Origin of the sequence: Pseudomonas sp. PDM31 (genome assembly GCF_019218965.1) — a bacterium.
Lineage (GTDB): Bacteria > Pseudomonadota > Gammaproteobacteria > Pseudomonadales > Pseudomonadaceae > Aquipseudomonas.
On sequence record NZ_JAHUWS010000006.1, the window covers coordinates 189,758 to 210,410 of the forward strand.

At 58.2% G+C, this 20,653-nt stretch carries 19 protein-coding genes; 8 read left to right on the plus strand and 11 right to left on the minus strand.

What is annotated here, in order from left to right:
* Positions 1-5 precede the first annotated feature (5 nt).
* The 10 genes from KW839_RS14020 to ffh all read right to left on the minus strand — a co-directional run bounded on the left by KW839_RS14020 (position 6) and on the right by ffh (position 10,176).
* Positions 6-1,355 (minus strand): transporter substrate-binding domain-containing protein, encoded by a 1,350-nt coding sequence (locus tag KW839_RS14020; RefSeq protein WP_218424663.1) that lies wholly within the window; start codon positions 1,353-1,355, stop codon positions 6-8.
* Positions 1,356-1,473: 118 nt separating this feature from the next.
* Positions 1,474-2,883, minus strand: coding sequence for a threonine synthase (gene thrC, locus KW839_RS14025; protein WP_218424664.1), 1,410 nt, complete (start codon positions 2,881-2,883; stop codon positions 1,474-1,476).
* 110 nt (positions 2,884-2,993) lie between these two features.
* Positions 2,994-4,298: a homoserine dehydrogenase gene (locus KW839_RS14030; protein ID WP_060539754.1), complete on the minus strand. Its 1,305-nt coding sequence runs from the start codon at positions 4,296-4,298 to the stop codon at positions 2,994-2,996.
* Between the two features lie 133 nt (positions 4,299-4,431).
* A complete protein-coding gene (locus tag KW839_RS14035) occupies positions 4,432-5,163 on the minus strand; it encodes a DsbC family protein (RefSeq protein WP_060539541.1) in 732 nt (243 codons plus the stop codon).
* A 323-nt stretch (positions 5,164-5,486) separates the two neighbouring features.
* Positions 5,487-6,383, minus strand: coding sequence for a site-specific tyrosine recombinase XerD (xerD, locus tag KW839_RS14040; protein ID WP_060539540.1), 897 nt, complete (start codon positions 6,381-6,383; stop codon positions 5,487-5,489).
* Positions 6,384-6,483: 100 nt separating this feature from the next.
* Complete coding sequence (rplS, locus tag KW839_RS14045) at positions 6,484-6,834, minus strand: 50S ribosomal protein L19 (protein ID WP_003175895.1); 351 nt, start codon at positions 6,832-6,834, stop codon at positions 6,484-6,486.
* Between the two features lie 45 nt (positions 6,835-6,879).
* Positions 6,880-7,632, minus strand: a complete 753-nt coding sequence (gene trmD / locus KW839_RS14050) for a tRNA (guanosine(37)-N1)-methyltransferase TrmD (RefSeq protein WP_007941398.1) — start codon at positions 7,630-7,632, stop codon at positions 6,880-6,882.
* A gap of 2 nt (positions 7,633-7,634) precedes the next feature.
* On the minus strand, positions 7,635-8,171 hold the full coding sequence (rimM, locus tag KW839_RS14055) for a ribosome maturation factor RimM (protein WP_034149001.1): 537 nt from the start codon (positions 8,169-8,171) through the stop codon (positions 7,635-7,637).
* 5 nt (positions 8,172-8,176) lie between these two features.
* On the minus strand, positions 8,177-8,428 hold the full coding sequence (gene rpsP, locus KW839_RS14060; protein ID WP_003198088.1) for a 30S ribosomal protein S16: 252 nt from the start codon (positions 8,426-8,428) through the stop codon (positions 8,177-8,179).
* A gap of 371 nt (positions 8,429-8,799) precedes the next feature.
* The gene (ffh, locus tag KW839_RS14065) at positions 8,800-10,176 is read right to left on the minus strand and encodes a signal recognition particle protein (protein ID WP_060539539.1); all 1,377 of its coding nucleotides are present in this window, start codon (positions 10,174-10,176) and stop codon (positions 8,800-8,802) included.
* Positions 10,177-10,387: 211 nt separating this feature from the next.
* On the opposite strand from ffh, the gene KW839_RS14070 reads away from it, so the two are divergent.
* From KW839_RS14070 to rlmF, 8 genes are all read left to right on the plus strand, one after another.
* Positions 10,388-11,200, plus strand: coding sequence for an inner membrane protein YpjD (locus tag KW839_RS14070; protein ID WP_060539538.1), 813 nt, complete (start codon positions 10,388-10,390; stop codon positions 11,198-11,200).
* A 14-nt stretch (positions 11,201-11,214) separates the two neighbouring features.
* On the plus strand, positions 11,215-12,459 hold the full coding sequence (locus KW839_RS14075; protein WP_218424665.1) for a transporter associated domain-containing protein: 1,245 nt from the start codon (positions 11,215-11,217) through the stop codon (positions 12,457-12,459).
* Positions 12,460-12,765: 306 nt separating this feature from the next.
* Entirely contained in the window at positions 12,766-14,082 is a 1,317-nt protein-coding gene (locus tag KW839_RS14080) for an MFS transporter (RefSeq protein ID WP_218424666.1), read from the plus strand.
* Between the two features lie 176 nt (positions 14,083-14,258).
* On the plus strand, positions 14,259-17,105 hold the full coding sequence (locus KW839_RS14085) for a valine--tRNA ligase (RefSeq protein WP_218424667.1): 2,847 nt from the start codon (positions 14,259-14,261) through the stop codon (positions 17,103-17,105).
* A 178-nt stretch (positions 17,106-17,283) separates the two neighbouring features.
* Positions 17,284-17,736 carry a hypothetical protein gene (locus KW839_RS14090; protein WP_218424668.1) on the plus strand — a complete coding sequence of 151 codons (453 nt, stop codon included), beginning with the start codon at positions 17,284-17,286 and terminating at the stop codon, positions 17,734-17,736.
* Positions 17,737-17,795: 59 nt separating this feature from the next.
* Complete coding sequence (locus KW839_RS14095) at positions 17,796-18,290, plus strand: hypothetical protein (RefSeq protein ID WP_218424669.1); 495 nt, start codon at positions 17,796-17,798, stop codon at positions 18,288-18,290.
* 69 nt (positions 18,291-18,359) lie between these two features.
* Positions 18,360-18,887, plus strand: a complete 528-nt coding sequence (locus KW839_RS14100) for a hypothetical protein (protein WP_218424670.1) — start codon at positions 18,360-18,362, stop codon at positions 18,885-18,887.
* Positions 18,888-19,082: 195 nt separating this feature from the next.
* Complete coding sequence (gene rlmF / locus KW839_RS14105; protein WP_218424671.1) at positions 19,083-20,105, plus strand: 23S rRNA (adenine(1618)-N(6))-methyltransferase RlmF; 1,023 nt, start codon at positions 19,083-19,085, stop codon at positions 20,103-20,105.
* 195 nt (positions 20,106-20,300) lie between these two features.
* On the opposite strand, the gene KW839_RS14110 is transcribed toward rlmF, so the two are convergent.
* Complete coding sequence (locus KW839_RS14110) at positions 20,301-20,582, minus strand: HU family DNA-binding protein (RefSeq protein WP_007905514.1); 282 nt, start codon at positions 20,580-20,582, stop codon at positions 20,301-20,303.
* Positions 20,583-20,653: the final 71 nt, after the last annotated feature.

Here is a 20,653-nt window from a genome sequence, read left to right on the forward strand (position 1 = left end):
CGGCATCAGCTCTGTCGGCTCCTTTGACCAATGTCGGCCCAGCCTCCCAACAATCCCCGCAACTGCCCGTCCGCGCTGTAAAACGGCACCGACCATTGATAGATGTTCCTCATGCCATCCTTGAACATCAATTGACGCTCGCAGAAGCGCGCCCTGCGTGCAGCCAACTGAGCCATGAGTTCGCTATGCAGCAGTTCAGCGGTGTGCCTGGGCATGACGTCGACTTCGGTCAACTGACGCCCCTGAATCAGATCGAAGCGGGTCGATAAAACATCCTCATAACTTTTGTTGCACATGACCAGGCGCCCCTGCAGATCCCGGACGAACATCGGGTCGGGCATGGCATCTATCAATGCATTCTGAAAGGCGAGTTTATCGCGCAGTTTTTTCTCGGCGCTCGGACGCTGGCGCGCCAGTACCGCACGCCTCCGACTCCACAGCAGCAACAGCACAGCGAGCACACTGACCAGCAACAGCCCCCAACCACTTTCCCGGTTCAGCCGCTGCCAGGTCGAGGGTCGTGGCGCAGGAGCCAGGGTCTCGAACCATTTATGCCGTATCGCGCGTAACTCGGCGGGCGGGAACGCTTCCAGCGCCTTGTTGAGAATGCTCAACAACTGCGGCTGCCCCTTGCGTACCGCCAGATAATCACCGGCCCAGGTGCCTTCCACTGCATGGCCGACCTGGAGCTGGCCCGGCGGGTAGAGCCGGGCGGTGATTTCGTTTTCGATAGTGGCGTAGGCCTCGCCGCTTTCGACCCATGCCCTCGCCTCGGCGTAGGTTTTCACCGTACGCACCTCGATGGACGGAAAGTCACGGCGAATGATGGGCTCCAGGGCATGTTGGCTGGGTAGCACCAGCACCCTTTTTTTCAGTTGTTCCAGCGACTCCACCACAGGCGCCTGCGCACGGCCGACGAATACCCAGGCTGCGCCGCCAAAGGCGTGACTGAAGTCCAGGAGTGCCTTACGCTCATCATTCATTGACAGGATCGTGCTCATGTCAGCCGCACCGTTTTCCAGCCTGGCCAGCAACTGGCCGGTGGAAAACGACTCGTCATAGACAAATTGCAGACCCGTCATGGCGCTGATGCGCTGAAGAACATCGTAGTTGAAGCCACTCCACCGACCCTCCGCGTCCCTGAACAGGTAACGTGGATACTGCTTAGACGCGACAACCACTCGTGGATGCTCGGCAAGCCATTGCCGCTCCCGTGCATCCAGTTTGATCAAGGTACCGGTATCTGACGCACGGGGCTTGCCCGACTGTGCCGCCACCGCCCATTGCCCTGCCCCGAGAACAGCCATTAACAACAGCCAGCGCGCGGCAGATTTGAACCCTTTTGAAACCAGCATTACCCCGTCCTTCGTGATTCACTCGCCTCTCCTTCATGGGCGAAACATGACAAGTATGCATGCTGGAACAAAAAAGCCCGTCAGTAGACGGGCTTCAAAATGTGACAGTATCAGCCTGTTACAAAGGCTTGCCGCGGTTGCCATGCTGACTGACAAAGGCCTGCACGGCCTTCAGGTCGTTTGGCAACACGGTGCAACGCTCATCACGCTCAAACAAATCAGAAAGATGTGCAGGCAGTTGTAGCGCTTTTCCTACACCGGCTTTTTCCACCGCGTCGGGGAACTTGACCGGATGCGCCGTGCCCAGGACCACCATAGGAATATCCAGGCTACGACGGCATTCCCGTGCCGCCCTGACGCCGATGGCCGTGTGCGGATCCAGCACCTCGCCGGTTTGCTCGTAGACCTCGGCGATGGTTTCGCAGGTCTGCGCATCATCCACGGCCAGAGAGTCAAACAGCTTGCGGGCTTCGGTCCAGCGTTCCTGTTCGACGCTGAAGCCGCCACCCTGCCTGAACGAATCCATCAGGCCGGCAATGGCCGCACCATTGCGACCGTGCAGGTCGAACAGCAGGCGTTCGAAGTTTGACGACACCATGATGTCCATGGATGGCGACAGCGTCGCGTGCAGGGTTTCCTTGACGTACTGGTTGCCGCTCATGAAGCGGTGCAGGATGTCGTTGCGGTTGGTGGCGACGATCAACTGGTTGATCGGCAGGCCCATGTTGCGTGCCAGGTAACCGGCGAAGATGTCGCCGAAGTTGCCGGTCGGTACCGAGAACGACACCGAACGCGCCGGGCCTCCCAACTGCAGGGCGGCGTGGAAGTAGTAAACGATCTGGGCCATGATCCGCGCCCAGTTGATCGAGTTCACCGCCACCAGGCGAGTACCCTTGAGGAAGCCCTGGTCGGCGAAGCTCGCCTTGACCATTTCCTGGCAGTCATCGAAGTTACCTTCGATGGCGATGTTGTGGATGTTCTCACCGAAGAGGGTGGTCATCTGCCGACGCTGCACTTCGGACACACGGTTGTGCGGATGCAGGATGAAGATGTCGACGTTTTCGCAGTGCTTGCAACCTTCGATGGCAGCCGAGCCGGTATCACCGGAAGTGGCACCGACAATCACCACGCGCTCGCCGCGCTTTTCCAGCACGTAATCGAGCAGGCGACCCAGCAGTTGCAGGGCGAAGTCCTTGAACGCCAGGGTCGGGCCGTGGAACAGCTCCAGTACCCATTCGTTGCCGTTCAACTGACGCAGTGGGGCCACGGAGCTGTGGGCGAACACGCCGTATGTTTCTTCGAGAATCTTCTTGAAATCGGCATCGGGAATGCTGCCGGTAACAAACGGGCGCATCACTCGGAAGGCCAGCTCGTGATAAGGCAGGCCGGCCCAGGAAGCGATTTCTTCCTGGGTGAAACGTGGCAGGTTTTCCGGGACGTACAGACCGCCGTCGGTGGCAAGACCTGCCAGCAGGACGTCTTCGAAATTCAGGGCCGGTGCCTGGCCGCGGGTACTGATGTAGCGCATAGGGGCAAACCTTCGGTTTTAGCTTTGAGCTTCAAGCTATTGGCGACAAGTTAAAGCTGAACTGCCTTCAACTTGCCGCTTGGGGGCTTACAGCTCGCCGCTGTTATTATTTAGTTCAAATGCTCGACGCGGATACGCACGACCGGACCGACTACCCCCGCCAGGGCTTCCAGGGCGGCGATCGCATCGTTGATGCGCTGCTCCACCACACGGTGGGTCAGCAGGATCATCGGCACCAGGCCGTCGTGTTCCTCGGCTTCTTTCTGCATGATCGATTCGATGTTGATACCGCGCTCCGACAGGATGCTCGCGACCTGGGCCAGCACGCCAGGATGGTCCTTGGCCTGGATGCGCAAGTAGTAAGCACTTTCGCAGGCTTCGATCGGCAGGATCGGGTGAGCCGACAGCGAATCCGGCTGGAAAGCCAGGTGCGGTACACGGTTTTCCGGATCGGAAGTCATGGCGCGAACCACGTCCACCAGATCGGCGATGACCGACGAAGCGGTCGGTTCCATGCCGGCGCCAGCGCCGTAGAACAGGGTCGAGCCGGCAGCGTCACCGTTGACCATTACCGCGTTCATCACGCCGTTGACGTTGGCGATCAGGCGATCGGCCGGGATCAGCGTCGGGTGCACGCGCAGCTCGATACCGGCTGCAGTGCTGCGGGCCACGCCGAGGTGCTTGATGCGATAGCCCAGGGCTTCGGCGTAGTTCACGTCAGCCGTGGTCAGCTTGGTGATGCCTTCGGTGTAGGCCTTGTCGAACTGCAGCGGAATGCCGAAAGCGATGGACGCGAGGATCGTCAGCTTGTGGGCTGCGTCGATGCCTTCGACGTCGAAAGTCGGATCGGCTTCGGCGTAACCCAAAGCCTGGGCTTCGCCCAGCACGTCTTCAAAGGTACGGCCCTTCTCACGCATTTCTGTGAGAATGAAGTTGCCGGTGCCGTTGATGATGCCCGCTACCCAGTTGATACGGTTAGCCGAGAGGCCTTCGCGAATCGCCTTGATCACCGGGATGCCACCGGCCACTGCCGCTTCGAACGCGACAATCACGCCTTTCTCGCGGGCCTTGGCGAAAATTTCATTACCGTGAACGGCAATCAATGCCTTGTTCGCGGTGACCACATGCTTGCCATTCTCGATGGCCTTGAGTACCAGCTCGCGGGCAACGGTGTAGCCGCCCATCAGCTCTATAACGATGTCGATCTCAGGGTTCGTGGCCACTTCGAAGACATCGGTGGTAATCGCAATACCGGTCGTTTGGAACTGAGGCTTTGGCGTGCGAATGGCAATTTGCGCCACTTCGATCCCACGCCCGGCACGACGAGCAATTTCCTCGGCGTTGCGCTGAAGTACGTTGAAGGTACCGCCACCGACGGTCCCTAACCCACAGATGCCTACTTTGACCGGTTTCACTGTGAACTCCCCATAAAACGGCCGACTCGAGGCCGGCCGTGAAAACAGCCGCATGTTCGCGGCTCTCTATTGATGGCCCGGCAAAACTGACACCGGACCATGATCGCCAACGGTTACCCGTGACGATGCGAAATTATTTCGCGCCCAGCGCCAGTTTGGCGACTTGTGGCGCCGGCTGGTAGCCCGGAATGACCTGACCGTCGGCCAAAACGATGGCCGGTGTGCCGTTCACGCCGATCGACTGACCAATGGCGAACTGCTTGGAAACCGGGTTATCGCACTTGGCGGCCTTGATTTCCTTGCCATCGACCATTTTGTCCATGGCGGCTTTCTTGTCTTTCGAGCACCAGACCGCTTGCAACTGTTCGTCACCCGGCGAGCCCAGGCCCTGGCGCGGGAACGCCACATAGCGCACTTCGATGCCGCGCTTGTTCAGCTCGGGCACTTCGGCGTGCAGCTTGTGGCAGTACGGGCAAGTGGTGTCGGTAAATACGGTGATGTGCGATTTGGTTTCGCCAATCGCCGGGTACACCACGGTTTCAGCAACCGGGATGTCGTTGATCAGCTTGGAGATGCCCAGGCGCTCGGTCTTCTCGGTCAGGTTGACCGGCTTGCCGTCCTTGAGCTGGAACATGTAGCCCTGAACCACGTATTGGCCATCGGCGCTGGCGTAAAGCACGCGGCTGCCCTTGAGCTTGACTTCGTACAGACCCGGCAGCGGGCTGGCGGTAATGGTTTCGACCGGCACTTCGAGCTGGAGGTTTTCCAGGCTTTTACGGATGGCTTTGTCGGCCGCGTCGTCGGCGACGGCAAAGGTGCTGACCAACGCAATGGCTGCGGCGGCGAAAATCTGGGTCAGACGCATGAGAACTCCTGAAGGCGAACATATGGGACGACCAGAACGCCCGTGCCGAAACACCGGGTCATAACCGCCCATCGTGCAAACCGCTCAAGCCTACCACATAAGGCCGGTGTGGCCGAATGCGGGTAACAAAGACACCACTTTGCTAACTGACACCCATTATTGTGGCGAGGGGGTTTACCCCCGTTGGGTTGCGAAGCAACCCCAAAAATCTACCACCGGATTAAATGAGTTGCTCCGTGAGTACCGGTTTACGAGTGCTGCGCAGCCGAACGGGGGGGTAAACCCCCTAGCCACAGGTCAGCATTTCAATTTCGGTAACCGTGCTAGCCGCGCGGGTGGTGTTTGGCATGCAGGTCCTGCAATCGTGCCCGGGCCACATGGGTATAGATCTGGGTGGTCGACAAATCGCTGTGGCCGAGCAGCATCTGCACCACCCGCAGGTCCGCCCCGTGATTGAGCAGGTGCGTGGCGAAGGCATGGCGCAAGGTATGCGGCGACAGCGACTTGCCAATCCCGGCGACTTTGGCCTGATGCTTGATTCGGTGCCAGAAAGTCTGGCGGGTCATCTGCTCGCCGCGCTGGCTGGGGAACAACACATCGCTGGGGCGTCCACCGAGCAATTCAACGCGGGCATCGCGCAGGTAGCGCTCGACCCAAACGATCGCTTCCTCGCCCATCGGCACCAGTCGCTCCTTGCTGCCCTTGCCCATCACGCGCAGCACACCCTGGCGCAGGTTGACCTGCTCCAGCGTCAGGCTGATCAACTCCGTCACCCGCAGGCCGCAGGCGTAAAGGACTTCCAGCATGGCGCGATCGCGCTGGCCTATGGCTTCGCTCAGGTCCGGCGCCTTCAACAACGCCTCCACATCGGCTTCTGACAGGGATTTGGGCAGCGGCCTGCCCAGCTGCGGCATGTCGATGCGAAGGGTAGGATCGACGGCGATGAGTTTTTCCCGCAGCAGATAGCGATAGAACCCACGCACACCGGAAAGAAATCGTGCGGTCGAGCGAGGCTTGTAGTTTTGCTCCAGGCGCCAGGCGAGGTGATCAAGGATCAATTCGCGCCCGGCGTTGATCAACTCCAGCCCTTTTTCCTGCAACCAGCCATTGAACAAGGCCAGATCGCTGCGGTAGGCGTCGCGGGTGTTGTCGGACAGACCCTTTTCCAGCCACAGGGCGTCGAGGAACTGGTCTATCAATGGATGTTCGATGGCTGGCATAAAGGCTCAGGAGGGACCGCTAATACGGCCAACGAAGATAAATTGCGGGCAACAAAAAAGCAGCCCGCAGGCTGCTTTTTTTCTGCATCGGAAGCTGGACTTAAGCCAGTTTTTCCTTGATGCGAGCTGCTTTACCGGACAGGTCACGCAGGTAGTACAGCTTGGCTTTACGTACGTCACCGCGACGTTTAACGGCCATGCTGTCGATTTGCGGGCTGTAGGTCTGGAAAGTACGCTCTACGCCAACACCGTTGGAGATTTTACGAACGGTGAATGCACTGTTTACGCCGCGGTTACGCTTGGCGATAACTACGCCTTCGAACGCTTGCAGACGCGAACGGTCGCCTTCCTTCACTTTCACCTGAACGACAATGGTGTCGCCCGGGGCAAAGGTAGGGATCTCTTTGGTCATCTGCTCTGCTTCGAGTGCAAGGATGATTTTGTTAGTCATGCTGTGCTCCTAAGGTAAATCGTCGGATCTACCATCGATACGTTGTTAACTATCGTCCCGCTCGCGGATGTATTCCTCGAGCAGCTTCTTCTCTTCTCCAGAAAGCGAGCGGCTTTCCAGAAGATCGGCGCGTCGTTCATAGGTCCGACCAAGGGACTGCTGTAAACGCCAACGCCGGATGTGCGCGTGATTGCCACTTAGCAATACGTCGGGAACACGCTGATCCGCATACACCTCCGGTCGGGTGTAATGCGGGCAATCCAGCAAACCATCCGTAAAGGAATCTTCCTCGGCGGAGTCCGCATGCCCTAAAGCTCCAGGCAGCAGTCGTGTAACCGCATCGATCAGGACCATCGCCGGCAGCTCGCCGCCAGACAGTACATAGTCGCCAATCGACCACTCTTCATCGACATGAGCATCAATAAAACGCTCGTCAATGCCTTCATAGCGGCCGGCAATCAGGATCAATGCATCCAGATTCGCCAACTCGCGTACCGCCGACTGAGTCAGTTGACGGCCTTGGGGGGACAGGTAAATTACCTTCGCCGCCTCCCCGGCTGCTGCCTTGGCCTGAACCAGAGCATCTTCCAGGGGCTTGATCTTCATCACCATGCCCGGACCACCGCCAAACGGGCGATCGTCCACAGTGTGATGTCGATCCGTCGTGTAGTCTCGCGGATTCCAACAGGTCAGCTGCAAGAGCCCCTGTTTCACCGCACGACTGGTGATGCCGTACTCGCTGATGGCGGAGAACATCTCGGGAAACAAACTGATCACTTCTACGCGCAAGTTAGCCACGCTTAGAAGTCCGCGTCCCAATCCACCTTCATCTCGCCTGCGGCCAGGTCGATGGCCAACACGCATTGCTCCGTATAGGGCAACAGGCGTTCGCGATCATCCAGGCTGCCAGCGCAAGGCTTGACCACCATTACATCATTCGAGCCGGTCTCCAGCAGGTGATCGATCTTCCCGAACAGTTGCCCGAGGGTGTCGATGACCTTGAGACCTTCCAGCTGGTACCAGTAGTACTCGCCGTCGGTCAGTTCAGGGAACAGGTTGCGCGGCACGCAGATCTCATAACCGGCCAGAAGACGAGCTTCTTCACGATCATCGAGACCCTTGAGCTTTGCGACCAGGAACTTGTCATTCCCGCGTCCGCTGACCAGCTCTACCTGCTTTACATTGCCGTCACGCTTGAGCGTCCAGGTTTTGTAGTCCAGCAGGTTCTTGATCGGATCAGTAAAGGAATACACCTTCACTTCGCCGCGAACGCCGTGTACCGAGTAAATTTTGCCGATAACGATCAAATCATCAGCAACAGCTGGCGTCGCGTTCATATTGCTCAGGCCGCAGCCTTAGCAGATTCCTTCAACAACTGAGCAACGCGCTCAGAAGGTTGTGCACCAACGCTCAGCCAGTAGGCTACGCGCTCTTGGTTCACGGACAGACGAACTTCCTGACCACGAGCAACAGGGTTGAAGAAACCAACCTGTTCTTTGTGGGAACCGTCACGCGGGTTGCGGGAGTCGGTTACGGTCAGGTGGTAAAACGGGCGCTTTTTGGAGCCGCCAAGGGCAAGACGGATTGTTAGCATGTGAACATCGTTCCTGTAGTCGGTGCTGCAAATCTAAATGCACAGCGGGCATGGGTGCCCGAAAGGCCGCATATTCTAAGGAATATCCGGACTTTTGCAAATGACTTTTTCCGGCGCCTATGGCATGCCGTGCAGATTTGCATATAGAGCCGTCAATGAAAACGGCCGGTCAGCTCCCGCCAAGTGCGGGTTTGCTGTTGATCCCGCGTCCTTGCGGGGTCTGCGCCGGTGCGACGACCGGCGCGGATTCTGGTGCTCTGTTAGGCCAGTACGCTCAATTTTGGCGAGTGGCTGGTGCCCTCAAGGAGCGGCAACGCCGCATGAGGACGCCAGACACCGCCCAAATTGAGCAGTACTGGCTTAACAGAGCACTATATCTTTGGCATGCCGCCGCCGGGCAACATACCGCCCATGCCGCGCATCATCTTGGCCATTCCGCCTTTCGCGGAGAATTTCTTCATCATCTTCTGCATCTGCTTGTGCTGCTTGATCAAGCGACCGATGTCCTGCACCTGGGTGCCGGAGCCCATGGCGATCCGGCGCTTGCGCGAACCGCTGATCATCTCAGGGTCGCGGCGCTCGGCCGGGGTCATGGAATTGATGATGGCTTCCATCTGTTTGAACTGCTTCTCTGCCGCACCCTGGGCATTGCCCATTTGCGCCAGGTTCACGCCACCGATGTTCGGCAGCTTGTCCATGAGCCCGCCGAGGCCGCCCATGTTCTTCATTTGCTGCAGCTGATCACGGAAGTCTTCGAGGTCGAAGCCCTTGCCCTTTTTCAGCTTCTTGGCCAGCTTGTCGGCCTTGTCCTTGTCGAGCGTCGCTTCCGCCTGCTCGATCAGGCTGAGCACGTCGCCCATGCCGAGGATGCGCGAAGCGATACGCTCAGGGTGGAACGGATCGAGCGCTTCGCTCTTCTCGCCCATACCGATGAACTTGATAGGCTTGCCGGTAATGGCACGCACCGACAGGGCAGCACCGCCGCGGGCATCGCCGTCGACCTTGGTCAGGATCACGCCGGTCAGCGGCAGCGCATCACCGAAGGCCTTGGCCGTGTTGGCGGCGTCCTGGCCAGTCATGGCATCAACCACGAACAGGGTTTCGACCGGGTTGATCGCGGCGTGCAGCGCCTTGATCTCGCCCATCATCTCTTCATCGATGTGCAGGCGACCGGCGGTATCGACGATGACTACATCGATGAATTTGAGTTTTGCTTCTTTAATAGCCGCGTTGGCGATGTCGACCGGCTTCTGGCTCAGATCCGACGGGAAGAAGGTCACGCCGATGTCGTTGGCCAGGGTTTCCAGCTGCTTGATCGCCGCCGGACGGTAAACGTCCGCGGACACGACCATGACCGACTTCTTCTTGCGTTCTTTAAGGAAGCGCGCGAGCTTGCCGGCGGTGGTGGTTTTACCCGCGCCCTGCAAACCGGCCATCAGAATGACCGCTGGCGGAACGGCGCTCAGGTTGAGGTCTTCGTTGGCCGCGCCCATCAGGCTTTCCAGCTCGGCCTGAACGATCTTCACAAAGGCCTGACCCGGCGTCAGGCTGCGCGACACCTCGGTGCCGACTGCGCGCTCCTTGACCGAATTGACGAAGTCCTTGACCACCGGCAGGGCGACGTCGGCTTCGAGCAACGCCATGCGCACTTCGCGCAGGGTGTCTTTGATGTTGTCTTCGGTCAGCTTGGCCTTGCCGGTGACATGGCGCAGCGTCTGCGAGAGACGGTCGGTTAAGTTTTCAAACATTGCGCGATCCTTTCAGGCCCTGTGTAGACCGGGATAATGGCGGCCCGCACCGGACTAAAACTGTGCTCGGCGAGCCTGCGGCGTGGGCAGGTCGCGGATTATAGCGAAGACTGCGCCCGGCGGACACCTCGCCGTCAGGCTTGTGCGGTCTTTCGTGCCATGTGGGTTCTATGCCAAACTCAGTGCCTTTCGGGCTTGCCTAACAGGATTTATGCTCCCCTTGTCACCCAGTTTGCTTACGACACTCGCCGCCGCCTGCTTGTATGCCGCTGCGACTCTCTATCAAGGCACTCGCCTGGCCACCAGGGCCAAGGCCGACAAGCGCCTGCTGGTTCTGCTCGGCGTGCTTGCCGTGCTGGCCCATGGCGCCAGCCTGGTCACCCACCTTATAACCCCGATGGGGCTGGGCCTGGATTTCTTCAGCGCCGCCAGCCTGATTGCGGCGGCGGTCATTGCCCTGACCCTGCTGGCTTGCTCGCGGATCCCGGTGGAAAACCTGCTGGTGCTGCTATTCCCGCTCGGGGCCCTGACCGCGCTGCTGGCGCAGTTCACCCCGGCCGGCACCGTACAGGTCATCGACGAAGAACCGGGTATCCTCGCCCACATCCTGCTGTCGATCCTCGCCTACGGCATGTTCACCATCGCGGTATTCCAGGCCTTGCTACTGCTGCTTCAAGACCACCAGCTCAAGCACAAGCACCCGTCCGGCCTGATCAAGAACTTCCCGCCGCTGCAAACCATGGAAAGCCTGCTGTTCGGTTTCCTTTGGGCCGGCTGGACGCTGCTGTCGCTGTCGCTGATCTCCGGCTGGCTGTTTGTCGAGAACCTGTTCGCCCAGCATCTGGTGCACAAAACCTTGCTGGCCTGCGTGGCCTGGATTGTCTTCAGCGTGCTGCTCTGGGGCCGTAACCGCCTCGGCTGGCGCGGGCACAAGGCGATCCGCTGGACCTTGGCCGGCTTTTGCCTGTTGATGCTGGCGTACTTCGGCAGCAAGCTGGTTCGCGAATACATCCTGCATATCTGACGGGCGGCGCATAAATGGACGACTTGCCCATAGGGCCGATGCTTGCAGTAATTGCCCTGCTGATCTTATGGTCGGGGCTTTTCACTGCCATCGAAGCGGCGCACCAGCATTTGCTGGCCCAGCGCATCGCCACACGCTCCAGCGACAAACCACCGGCGAAACTGAGTTTCCCCCTGGTCAGCCTGATCTTCTGCAACACCCTATGCCGTGCGCTGGTGGTGATCATCAGCACCTTGCTGGCATTGTTCACCTGGGCCGAAAATGGTCCATGGATTGCTTGCCTGGGTGCTGGCGCCATGGTGCTGGTGTTCGCCGATTACCTGCCGCGTGCCCTCGCCGCCCGCTACCCCGAGACCATCCTGGCCCAGGGTAACAATCTGCTGCGCGTGCCGCTGAGAATCATCTACCCGGCCGCCTGGCTGCTGCACGGTATCAGCCAGTTGCTGATGCGACCGTTCGCCCGCAAAGCCAAAGTCGTGCAACAGAGTGAGGACGAGGTTGCGACCGAGCGCAACGACGTCCCGGAAAACCCGGTAAACCGCCCTCATGCACTCTCGGGCATCCATGCGCTGGACAACATCACGGTCAATGACATCCTGGTGCCGCGCAGCGATGTGGACGGGATCAACCTCGACGACTCCATCGAAGAGATCATCGAGCAACTGCGCAACAACAGACGCACGCGCCTGCCGGTATTCCACAGCGATATCAATCAGGTCGAAGCCGTGCTCAACACCCGGCACATCCTGCATCTGCTGCCCGACGCCAGCCTGACCAAAGAAGCGCTGCTGGCCGCCAGCCACGAACCCTACTTCGTACCGGAAAGCACGCCGCTGCAACTGCAACTGCTCAATTTCCATAAACAGCAGCGGCGCTTGGGCATGGTGGTCGACGAGTACGGTGAAGTGCTGGGCATCGTGACCCTGGAAGACATCCTCGAAGAAATCGTCGGCGAATTCGAAAGCCAGCACAGCCTGGACAATCCGCACATCCACCCGCAAACCGATGGACGCCTGCTTATCGATGGCGCCGCGTCAATCCGCGAGCTGAACAAGAGCCTCGGCTGGCACCTGCCCAGCGACGGCCCGAAAACCCTGAACGGCCTGGTGACCGAGGCGCTGGAGAGCATTCCCGACAGCGCCGTTTGCCTGAGGATCGGCCGCTATCGGCTGGAGATCCTGGAGACCGAGGACAATCGCGTTACCCAGGTGCTGATCTGGCAGACCAGTTCCGCCCCTGCTATCGCCACCGTTCGATAGATAAAGATCAAAAGATTGCAGCCTGCATTGCGCTCCCCTGCAGGAGCTTTCGAGCGAAGCGAGGCTGCGATCTTTTTGCTCTTGTTGATTCGTTAGCCACCTTCCTATAATCAAACCGCTTACCCAAGCCCCGCCGGCCCCGTGCTTACCCCGCACCTCGCAATTTCCGGCCTGACACCTGCAAGATCCGCAAGCAACCGCCGACTGTTCCTACCTGGAACAGCGACCGCGCCCTCACCCACATCCCTGGGTACTCGACCATAATAATTCGCTCCATCGGGGCACATGACAGTCAGGGATAACCGCATGACGACCAGCACGACTTACAGCGATTCCGTACCCGCTCAACCGACAAACTCCGCCACCCGCGTGGCCACTGCGAGCTTTATCGGCACGGCCATCGAGTTTTACGACTTCTACGTTTATGCCACCGCCGCCGCGCTGGTCATTGGCCCGGTGTTTTTTCCGCAGACGTCGGGCACCGCCCAGATGCTCTCGGCGTTTCTCACATTCGGCATCGCTTTCCTGGCTCGCCCCTTGGGCTCGGCGCTGTTCGGTCACTTCGGTGACCGTATCGGGCGCAAATCTACCCTGGTCGCCTCCCTGCTGCTGATGGGCGTGTGTACCACGCTGATCGGCGTATTGCCGGGCTACGACAGCATCGGAGCATGGGCGCCGATCCTGCTCTGCGTGCTGCGCTTCGGCCAGGGCCTGGGACTGGGTGGCGAATGGGGTGGCGCGGCATTGCTTGCGACGGAAAACGCGCCAAAGGGCAAACGCGCGTGGTTCGGCATGTTTCCGCAGCTCGGCCCGTCCATCGGCTTTCTGGCGGCGAACGGTCTGTTCCTGACCCTGGCCATGACGCTGGACGACGAGCAGTTCCGCTCGTGGGGCTGGCGCATTCCGTTCCTGCTCAGCGCCGCGCTGGTGATGGTCGGCTTGTACGTGCGCCTCAAGCTGCATGAGACGCCAGTGTTCGCCAACGCCATGGCGCGCCAGGAACGGGTGAAACTCCCCCTGGTCGAGTTGTTCAGCCAGTACTGGGGGCCCGTATTGCTGGGTGCCGGTGCAATGGTGGTGTGCTATGCGCTGTTCTACATTTCCACCGTATTCTCACTGAGCTACGGCGTATCGACCCTCGGCTACAGCCGCGAAACCTTCCTCGGCCTGCTGTGCTTCGCCGTCCTGTTCATGGCTGCCGCCACGCCGCTGTCGGCCTGGGCCAGCGACCGCTACGGGCGCAAACCGGTGTTGATGATCGGTGGGGTACTGGCGGTACTGTCCGGTTTCCTCATGGAACCACTGCTGACCCAGGGCTCGACCTGGGGCGTGGCGTTGTTCCTGTGCATCGAACTGTTCCTGATGGGTGTGACATTTGCACCCATGGGCGCGCTGTTGCCGGAGCTGTTTCCCACCCATGTGCGCTACACCGGCGCTTCGGCGGCTTATAACCTGGGGGGTATTGTCGGGGCTTCGGCGGCGCCGTTCTTTGCGCAGAAACTGGTGGCAATGGGCGGTTTGAGTTACGTCGGCGGGTATGTGTCCGGGGCGGCGGTACTGAGCCTGATTGCGGTGCTGTGCCTGAAGGAGACGCGGCATAATGATCTGAATCGGGTTGCCTGATAGTTCGCCATCGTCGGAACTCGGCGTTCCGACGATGGCGTCCGCAAGGGCAAAACATCCCCCCAAATCATCACAATTATTCACCCCCCACCGTCACCTCGCTCTACGCGCATGCGCTCATCCCCGCTATACTTGCCGGCTTTTCCTGAATAAATGCCAATAGGGTCCCGCCGCGCATGGATAAGACCTACCAGCCGCACGCCATTGAAACTTCCTGGTACAACACCTGGGAGTCAGAGAATTACTTCGCCCCGCAAGGCGCGGGCGAGTCCTACACCATCATGATTCCGCCGCCGAACGTCACCGGCAGCCTGCACATGGGTCACGGCTTCAACAACGCGATCATGGACGCCCTGATCCGTTTCCGCCGCATGCAGGGTCGCAACACCCTGTGGCAGCCGGGCACCGACCACGCCGGTATCGCTACGCAGATGCTGGTAGAGCGTCAGCTCGAAGCCAAAGGCCAGAGCCGCCATGACCTGGGCCGCGAGAAATTCCTCGAGAAAGTCTGGGAATGGAAGGATGAGTCCGGCGGCAACATCAGCCGTCAGATCCGTCGTCTCGGCTCCTCCGTGGACTGGAGCCGCGAGCGCTTCACCATGGACGACGGCCTCTCGGAAGCGGTTAAAGAAGCTTTCGTGCGCCTGCATGAAGACGGCCTGATCTACCGCGGCAAGCGCCTGGTCAACTGGGACACCAAGTTGCACACGGCGATTTCCGACCTCGAAGTGGAAAACCACGACGAGAAAGGTTTCCTGTGGAACCTGAAGTATCCGCTGGCTGACGGCGCGAAAACCGCTGAAGGCAACGACTTCCTGATCGTCGCGACCACTCGCCCGGAAACCATGCTCGGCGACTCCGCCGTCGCGGTGAACCCGAACGACGAACGCTACAAAGCCCTGATCGGCAAATTTGTCGAGCTGCCACTGGTTGGCCGCCGCATCCCGATCATCGCCGACGATTACTGCGACCCTGAATTCGGCACCGGCTGCGTGAAAATCACCCCGGCTCACGATTTCAACGACTACGAAGTCGGCAAGCGCCACAACCTGCCGCTGCTGAACATCTTCGACAAGAACGCTGCAGTCCTGCCGGCTTGCCAAGTGTTCAACCTCGACGGCACGCTGAACGAAACCATCGACGGCAAGATCCCGGCCGAATACGCCGGTCTCGACCGTTTCGAAGCGCGCAAGCAGATCGTGGCCGCGTTCGACGCCACCGGCCTGCTGGTCAGCGTCGACGATCACGCCCTGAAAGTGCCGAAAGGTGACCGCTCCGGCACCATCATCGAACCATGGCTGACCGACCAGTGGTACGTGTCGACCAAGCCATTGGCCGAGCCTGCGATTGCCGCCGTTGAAGACGGCCGTATCCAGTTCGTGCCCAAGCAATACGAAAACATGTACTTCTCGTGGATGCGCGACATCCAGGACTGGTGCATCAGCCGTCAGCTGTGGTGGGGTCACCGGATTCCGGCCTGGTACGACGAGTCTGGCAAGGTCTATGTAGGCCGCGACGAAGCCGAAGTGCGCGCCAAGCACAACCTCGGCCCGGACGTTGCCCTGCAACAGGACAATGACGTTCTCGACACCTGGTTCAGCTCGGGCCTGTGGACCTTCTCCACCCTCGGCTGGCCGGAGAAGACCGAATTCCTGAAGAAATTCCACTCCACCGACGTGCTGGTCACCGGCTTCGACATCATTTTCTTCTGGGTTGCCCGGATGATCATGCTCACCATGCATTTGGTGAAGAACGAAGACGGCACGCCGCAGGTACCGTTCAAGACTGTGTACGTTCACGGCCTGGTACGCGATGGCCAGGGCCAGAAGATGTCCAAGTCCAAGGGCAACGTCCTGGACCCGCTGGACATCATCGACGGTATCGAGCTCGAAGCCCTGGTGCAGAAGCGCACCTCCGGCATGATGCAGCCGAAGCTGGCGAAGAAGATCGAGAAACAGACCCGCGACGAATTCGCCGACGGCATCGCCAGCTACGGTACCGACGCCCTGCGCTTCACCTTCTGCTCGCTGGCGTCCACCGGTCGCGACATCAAGTTCGACATGGGCCGCGTCGAAGGCTATCGCAACTTCTGCAACAAGATCTGGAACGCTGCGCGCTACGTGCTGGACAAGGGCGAAGACTGCGGCCAGAACGGCGAAGCCTACGAGCTGTCCCTGGCGGACCGCTGGATCATTTCGCAGCTGCAACGCACCGAAGCCGAAGTGACCCGTCAACTCGACCAGTTCCGTTTCGACCTGGCCGCACAAGCGCTGTACGAGTTCATCTGGAACCAGTACTGCGACTGGTACCTGGAACTGTCCAAGCCGGTGCTGTGGGACGAAAACGCACCGGTCGAACGTCAGCGCGGTACTCGCCGTACCCTGGTTCGCGTACTGGAAGTCGCCCTGCGTCTGGCGCACCCGTTCATGCCGTTCATCACCGAAGAAATCTGGCAGCGCATCGCGCCGCTGGCCGGTATCGAAGGCAAGACGATCATGCTGCAACCTTGGCCGGTGGCCAATGAAACACGCATTGATCAGGCGGCCGAAGACGACATCGAATGGCTCAAGGGCCTGATGCTCGGCACGCGTAACATCCGTGGCGAAATGAACATCGGCCCGGGCAAACCGCTGCCGCTGTTCCTGAAAAACGTCAGCGCCGAGGATCAGCGTCGCCTGACCGAGAACGAAGCGTTGCTGAAAAAGCTGGCGCGCCTCGAGTCGATCACCGTACTCGCTGCTGACGAAGAAGCACCACTGTCCGCTACCGCACTGGTCGGCGAGCTGGAAGTGCTGGTGCCGATGGCCGGCCTGATCGACAAAGGAGCCGAGCTTGCGCGTCTGGACAAGGAAATCCAGCGCCTGCAAGGCGAAGTGCAGCGCGTGGGTGGCAAGTTGTCCAACGCCGGTTTCGTTGACAAGGCGCCAGCCGAAGTCATCGAGAAAGAACGCGCCAAATTGGCCGAAGCCGAACAGGCTCTGGGCAAATTGGCAGAACAGCATGCAAGGATCGCAAGTTTGTAAATTGCTGTTGAATGCCTGGCTATAAAGTACAAAAAACGCCCCGATAATCGGGGCGTTTTTTATGGATGATTACTTAATATTTAATCAGGCCACTTATTCATAAAAAATGGATAAGCTGTGATTCGCAGTGACTTTGAACTATCTGCAAATTCTAAAACACTGAAAAAGGAATCTCAGTATGAGTACCCAACAACACAAATCGTTTCTCGCAACATTGAATACGGGTAATAATGCCTTGGCGATGGTTTCCCATAATGGCAATACACCGGTGTGGACGCTCGTCGAGAACGGGGTCGCCGACGTCGTGTATTTCCGTTATGAAGAAGGTCATTACACCCTGCACGCCTGGTCGAAAGATGACCATTTAGGGCCAACCATCAATTTGGCCGGTGTGGTGTTTACAGTCGCTACCACGAACAACCCAACCACGTTCAATCTTATGAATGCTGACGGGAAAGTCGTGACACTCGATAACCTGACAAACGACAAAGAAGTGATACGTCTGCAAACCCGGGATGGCAAGGAGTTAAAAACCGAAATTGTCTGGGGAGACGCTCCACAAAGGGTGTCAACGGTTGGCCAATACAAGCTGAACCTCGAGTTGAATATTTTAGAGCGCAACGCACCTTAGTTTATCTTTCAACACAGTTAAATCTTTACATAACTTTATAGCTGAAAAGGATTTCCACTATGAGCACACTCAGACAAAAGTCATTTCTTGCGACATTGGCATTGAAAGGCAAACCACTGATCATTCACCGCTCGTACAACAACGACACATTAAGTGTGAGCGAACACAACGACACCGCCCTTATCTTTTACTTTCGCTGCGAAGGTGATTTCTACAACATTTATGTCCGTAACGAAGGCAACCATTTCGGAAAGACTCTAGACATAAACGACCAGTATGTTATAGCGAACAGTGCAAAAGCTACGGGTTTCACAATCCTGAACACTGATGGAAAAACCCTCACACTCGACAGTCTTTCAAGCAACAATGAAAATATATACCTGCAAACTCGAAATGGAAAACGACTGTTTCTTGAAGTTGATTGGAGCGGCGAAGGATACTTCCCCCTACGAATATCGCACCCTTTAAATCCGACCATAGATCATAAAATGATTTTGAGTTTGAATATCCTGGAACGCAACACGCCGTACCTGGGCTTTCCGGATGAAATCTAATAACCTATAAATGCACTGGCAACACCATTAAAACCTTATATAACTTTATAGCTGAAAAGGAATTTCACTATGAGCACACTTCGACAAAAATCTTTTCTTGCAACACTGGCATTATGGGATAAACCGCTAATTATTGGACGACCATATGGCCTACCGGTGTTAATGCTGGGTGATGACAATGACGCTGCCTTTATATTTTATTTCCGCTGTGAAGGCGACTACTACAACATCTATGTCCGAACTAAAGGTGAACACTTCGGAAGAACCCTCGACGAGATCGCCAGACTCGACCAGAAAAAACACGATTACCTATTCACAATCCATGGAAACCCCTGTTATATAACAACCAGCACAGCAGACGTCCCTACCAGCTTCAACATCCTGAATGGCAATGGAAAAATTTTGACGCTCGACAATCTAGCCAGCAACAAAGAAGAGATAATCCTGCAGACTCGAAGCGGGAACAAGTTAGCGATAGAATTTAGCTGGGATAACGAACCACCTCATATAATACTCACCTCAAGTGCTGGTGTTACACTGACTTTGAATATACTGGAGCGTAACGCGCCATACCTGGGCTTTCCGGGTGAAGTCTAATCGACTGTCCATGCTTTGAATGTCACTCGTGCGCACCACCTTTGTTATACCTGGAAAATCTACGACGTTGCGCAATCAGCAACAGTCAACGCAGGTCAGCGATTTTGGTGCGGACGATTCCGGACAGCCGCGCGTGTATCTGATTATGTGGGACAATGCTCGCCACTTTCAGCCATACCCGAATCGACCACACCCATGACCGCCCCACGTCCCCCCAAGCCTGCGCGCAAAAAGCCCGAACCGAAGACCCCGGCCACAGCCGTTGCACCGAAGGAAAAGGCCAGCCTGCACCCGCGCAATCGCCACCAGGGTCGTTACGACTTTCCGGCGCTGATCAAAAGCACCCCGGAACTGAAGAAGTTCGTGATCATCAATCCATACGGCAAGGAAAGCATCGACTTCGCCAGCCCGGACGCGGTGCGGGTGTTCAACCGGGCGTTGCTCAAGTCATTCTATGGCATTGCCCACTGGGACATTCCTGCCGATTACCTGTGCCCGCCGGTACCTGGGCGCGCCGATTACGTGCACTTCCTCGCCGACCTGCTGGCCAGTCGCAATGACGGTGAGATTCCTCGGGGCGCCGCCGTCAAGGTGCTGGACGTCGGCATGGGTGCCAACTGTGTCTACCCGTTGATCGGTTACAGCGATTACCGCTGGCAGTTCCTCGGCTCGGACATTGACTCGACTGCCATCGCCGCAGCCAAGGCCATCATTCAATCCAACGGTTTGAACAAGGCCATCCAGGTGCGCCAGCAGGGCAATCCCAAACAGATCCTCAGCGGCCTGTTGGAGAGCGCCGAGCGGTTTGACCTGACCATGTGCAACCCGCCGTTCCACGCGTCACTGGAGGAAGCCACCCGCGGCAGTACGCGTAAATGGCGCGCACTGGGCAAAGCCGACCCGAAACGCAAACTGCCGGTGCTGAATTTCGGCGGTCAGGCGGCGGAGTTGTGGTGCGAAGGTGGCGAGGCGCGGTTCGTCTCACAATTGATCAGCGAGAGCGTGCAAGTGGGGCAACAGGTGTTGTGGTTCAGCACCCTGGTGTCGAAGGCATCGAATCTGCCGGCGATCCAGACTGCCCTGAAAAAGGCTGGGGCGCTGGAAAGCCAGGTGGTGGAAATGTCCCAGGGGCAAAAACAGAGTCGCTTTGTCGCCTGGACGTTCCAGACCAAAGCACAGCAACAGACCTGGCGCGGGCGCTGGGCAAGCAAAAACTGAGTCACCGCCCCACGTCGTCCAACTGTGGGAGCGGGCTTGCTCGCGAAAGCGGTACATCAGTCACCATTGAAGTTGACTGATGTACCGCTTTCGCGAGCAAGCCCGCTCCCACATGGTTTAGAGGTACTTGAGGCAAATCGCAGACACAAAAAAACCGTGCCCGGATCGCTCCGGCGCACGGTTTTTTAACAAGTCTTACTTGTTGACAGCGTCGGTCAGGCCTTTGGCCACAACCAGCTTGATCACTTTCTTGGCAGCGATTTCGATGGCAGCGCCAGTCGAAGGGTTACGGCCGGTACGGGCAGGGCGCTCAGTCACTTTCAGCTTGCCGATACCTGGCAGAGTGATTTCGCCGCCGTTTTCCAGCTGATCAGCAACGATTTGGCCCAGTTGGTCCAGAGCGTTACGCGCGGTGGTTTTCGGCGCGTCGATAGCTTCAGCGATGTCGGCGATCAGTTGGTCTTTAGTAAGAGCCATGTAGTGTTCCTTCCCTATCAAATTCATATGGATTGCAGAGTGCAGTGTCAGCCATCGAGCCCGATCTTTTG

Coding starts and splice junctions, on each gene's coding strand:
- thrC (WP_218424664.1), bottom strand. CDS start 2,883: ATGCGCTACATCAGTACCCGCGGCCAGGCACCGGCCCTGAATTTCGAA.
- KW839_RS14035 (WP_060539541.1), bottom strand. CDS start 5,163: ATGCGTCTGACCCAGATTTTCGCCGCCGCAGCCATTGCGTTGGTCAGC.
- KW839_RS14075 (WP_218424665.1), top strand. CDS start 11,215: ATGGACGACTTGCCCATAGGGCCGATGCTTGCAGTAATTGCCCTGCTG.
- xerD (WP_060539540.1), bottom strand. CDS start 6,383: ATGCCAGCCATCGAACATCCATTGATAGACCAGTTCCTCGACGCCCTG.
- KW839_RS14100 (WP_218424670.1), top strand. CDS start 18,360: ATGAGCACACTTCGACAAAAATCTTTTCTTGCAACACTGGCATTATGG.
- ffh (WP_060539539.1), bottom strand. CDS start 10,176: ATGTTTGAAAACTTAACCGACCGTCTCTCGCAGACGCTGCGCCATGTC.
- KW839_RS14090 (WP_218424668.1), top strand. CDS start 17,284: ATGAGTACCCAACAACACAAATCGTTTCTCGCAACATTGAATACGGGT.
- rlmF (WP_218424671.1), top strand. CDS start 19,083: ATGACCGCCCCACGTCCCCCCAAGCCTGCGCGCAAAAAGCCCGAACCG.
- KW839_RS14085 (WP_218424667.1), top strand. CDS start 14,259: ATGGATAAGACCTACCAGCCGCACGCCATTGAAACTTCCTGGTACAAC.
- rimM (WP_034149001.1), bottom strand. CDS start 8,171: ATGAACGCGACGCCAGCTGTTGCTGATGATTTGATCGTTATCGGCAAA.
- rpsP (WP_003198088.1), bottom strand. CDS start 8,428: ATGCTAACAATCCGTCTTGCCCTTGGCGGCTCCAAAAAGCGCCCGTTT.
- KW839_RS14110 (WP_007905514.1), bottom strand. CDS start 20,582: ATGGCTCTTACTAAAGACCAACTGATCGCCGACATCGCTGAAGCTATC.
- KW839_RS14080 (WP_218424666.1), top strand. CDS start 12,766: ATGACGACCAGCACGACTTACAGCGATTCCGTACCCGCTCAACCGACA.
- KW839_RS14095 (WP_218424669.1), top strand. CDS start 17,796: ATGAGCACACTCAGACAAAAGTCATTTCTTGCGACATTGGCATTGAAA.
- KW839_RS14070 (WP_060539538.1), top strand. CDS start 10,388: ATGCTCCCCTTGTCACCCAGTTTGCTTACGACACTCGCCGCCGCCTGC.
- rplS (WP_003175895.1), bottom strand. CDS start 6,834: ATGACTAACAAAATCATCCTTGCACTCGAAGCAGAGCAGATGACCAAA.
- KW839_RS14020 (WP_218424663.1), bottom strand. CDS start 1,355: ATGCTGGTTTCAAAAGGGTTCAAATCTGCCGCGCGCTGGCTGTTGTTA.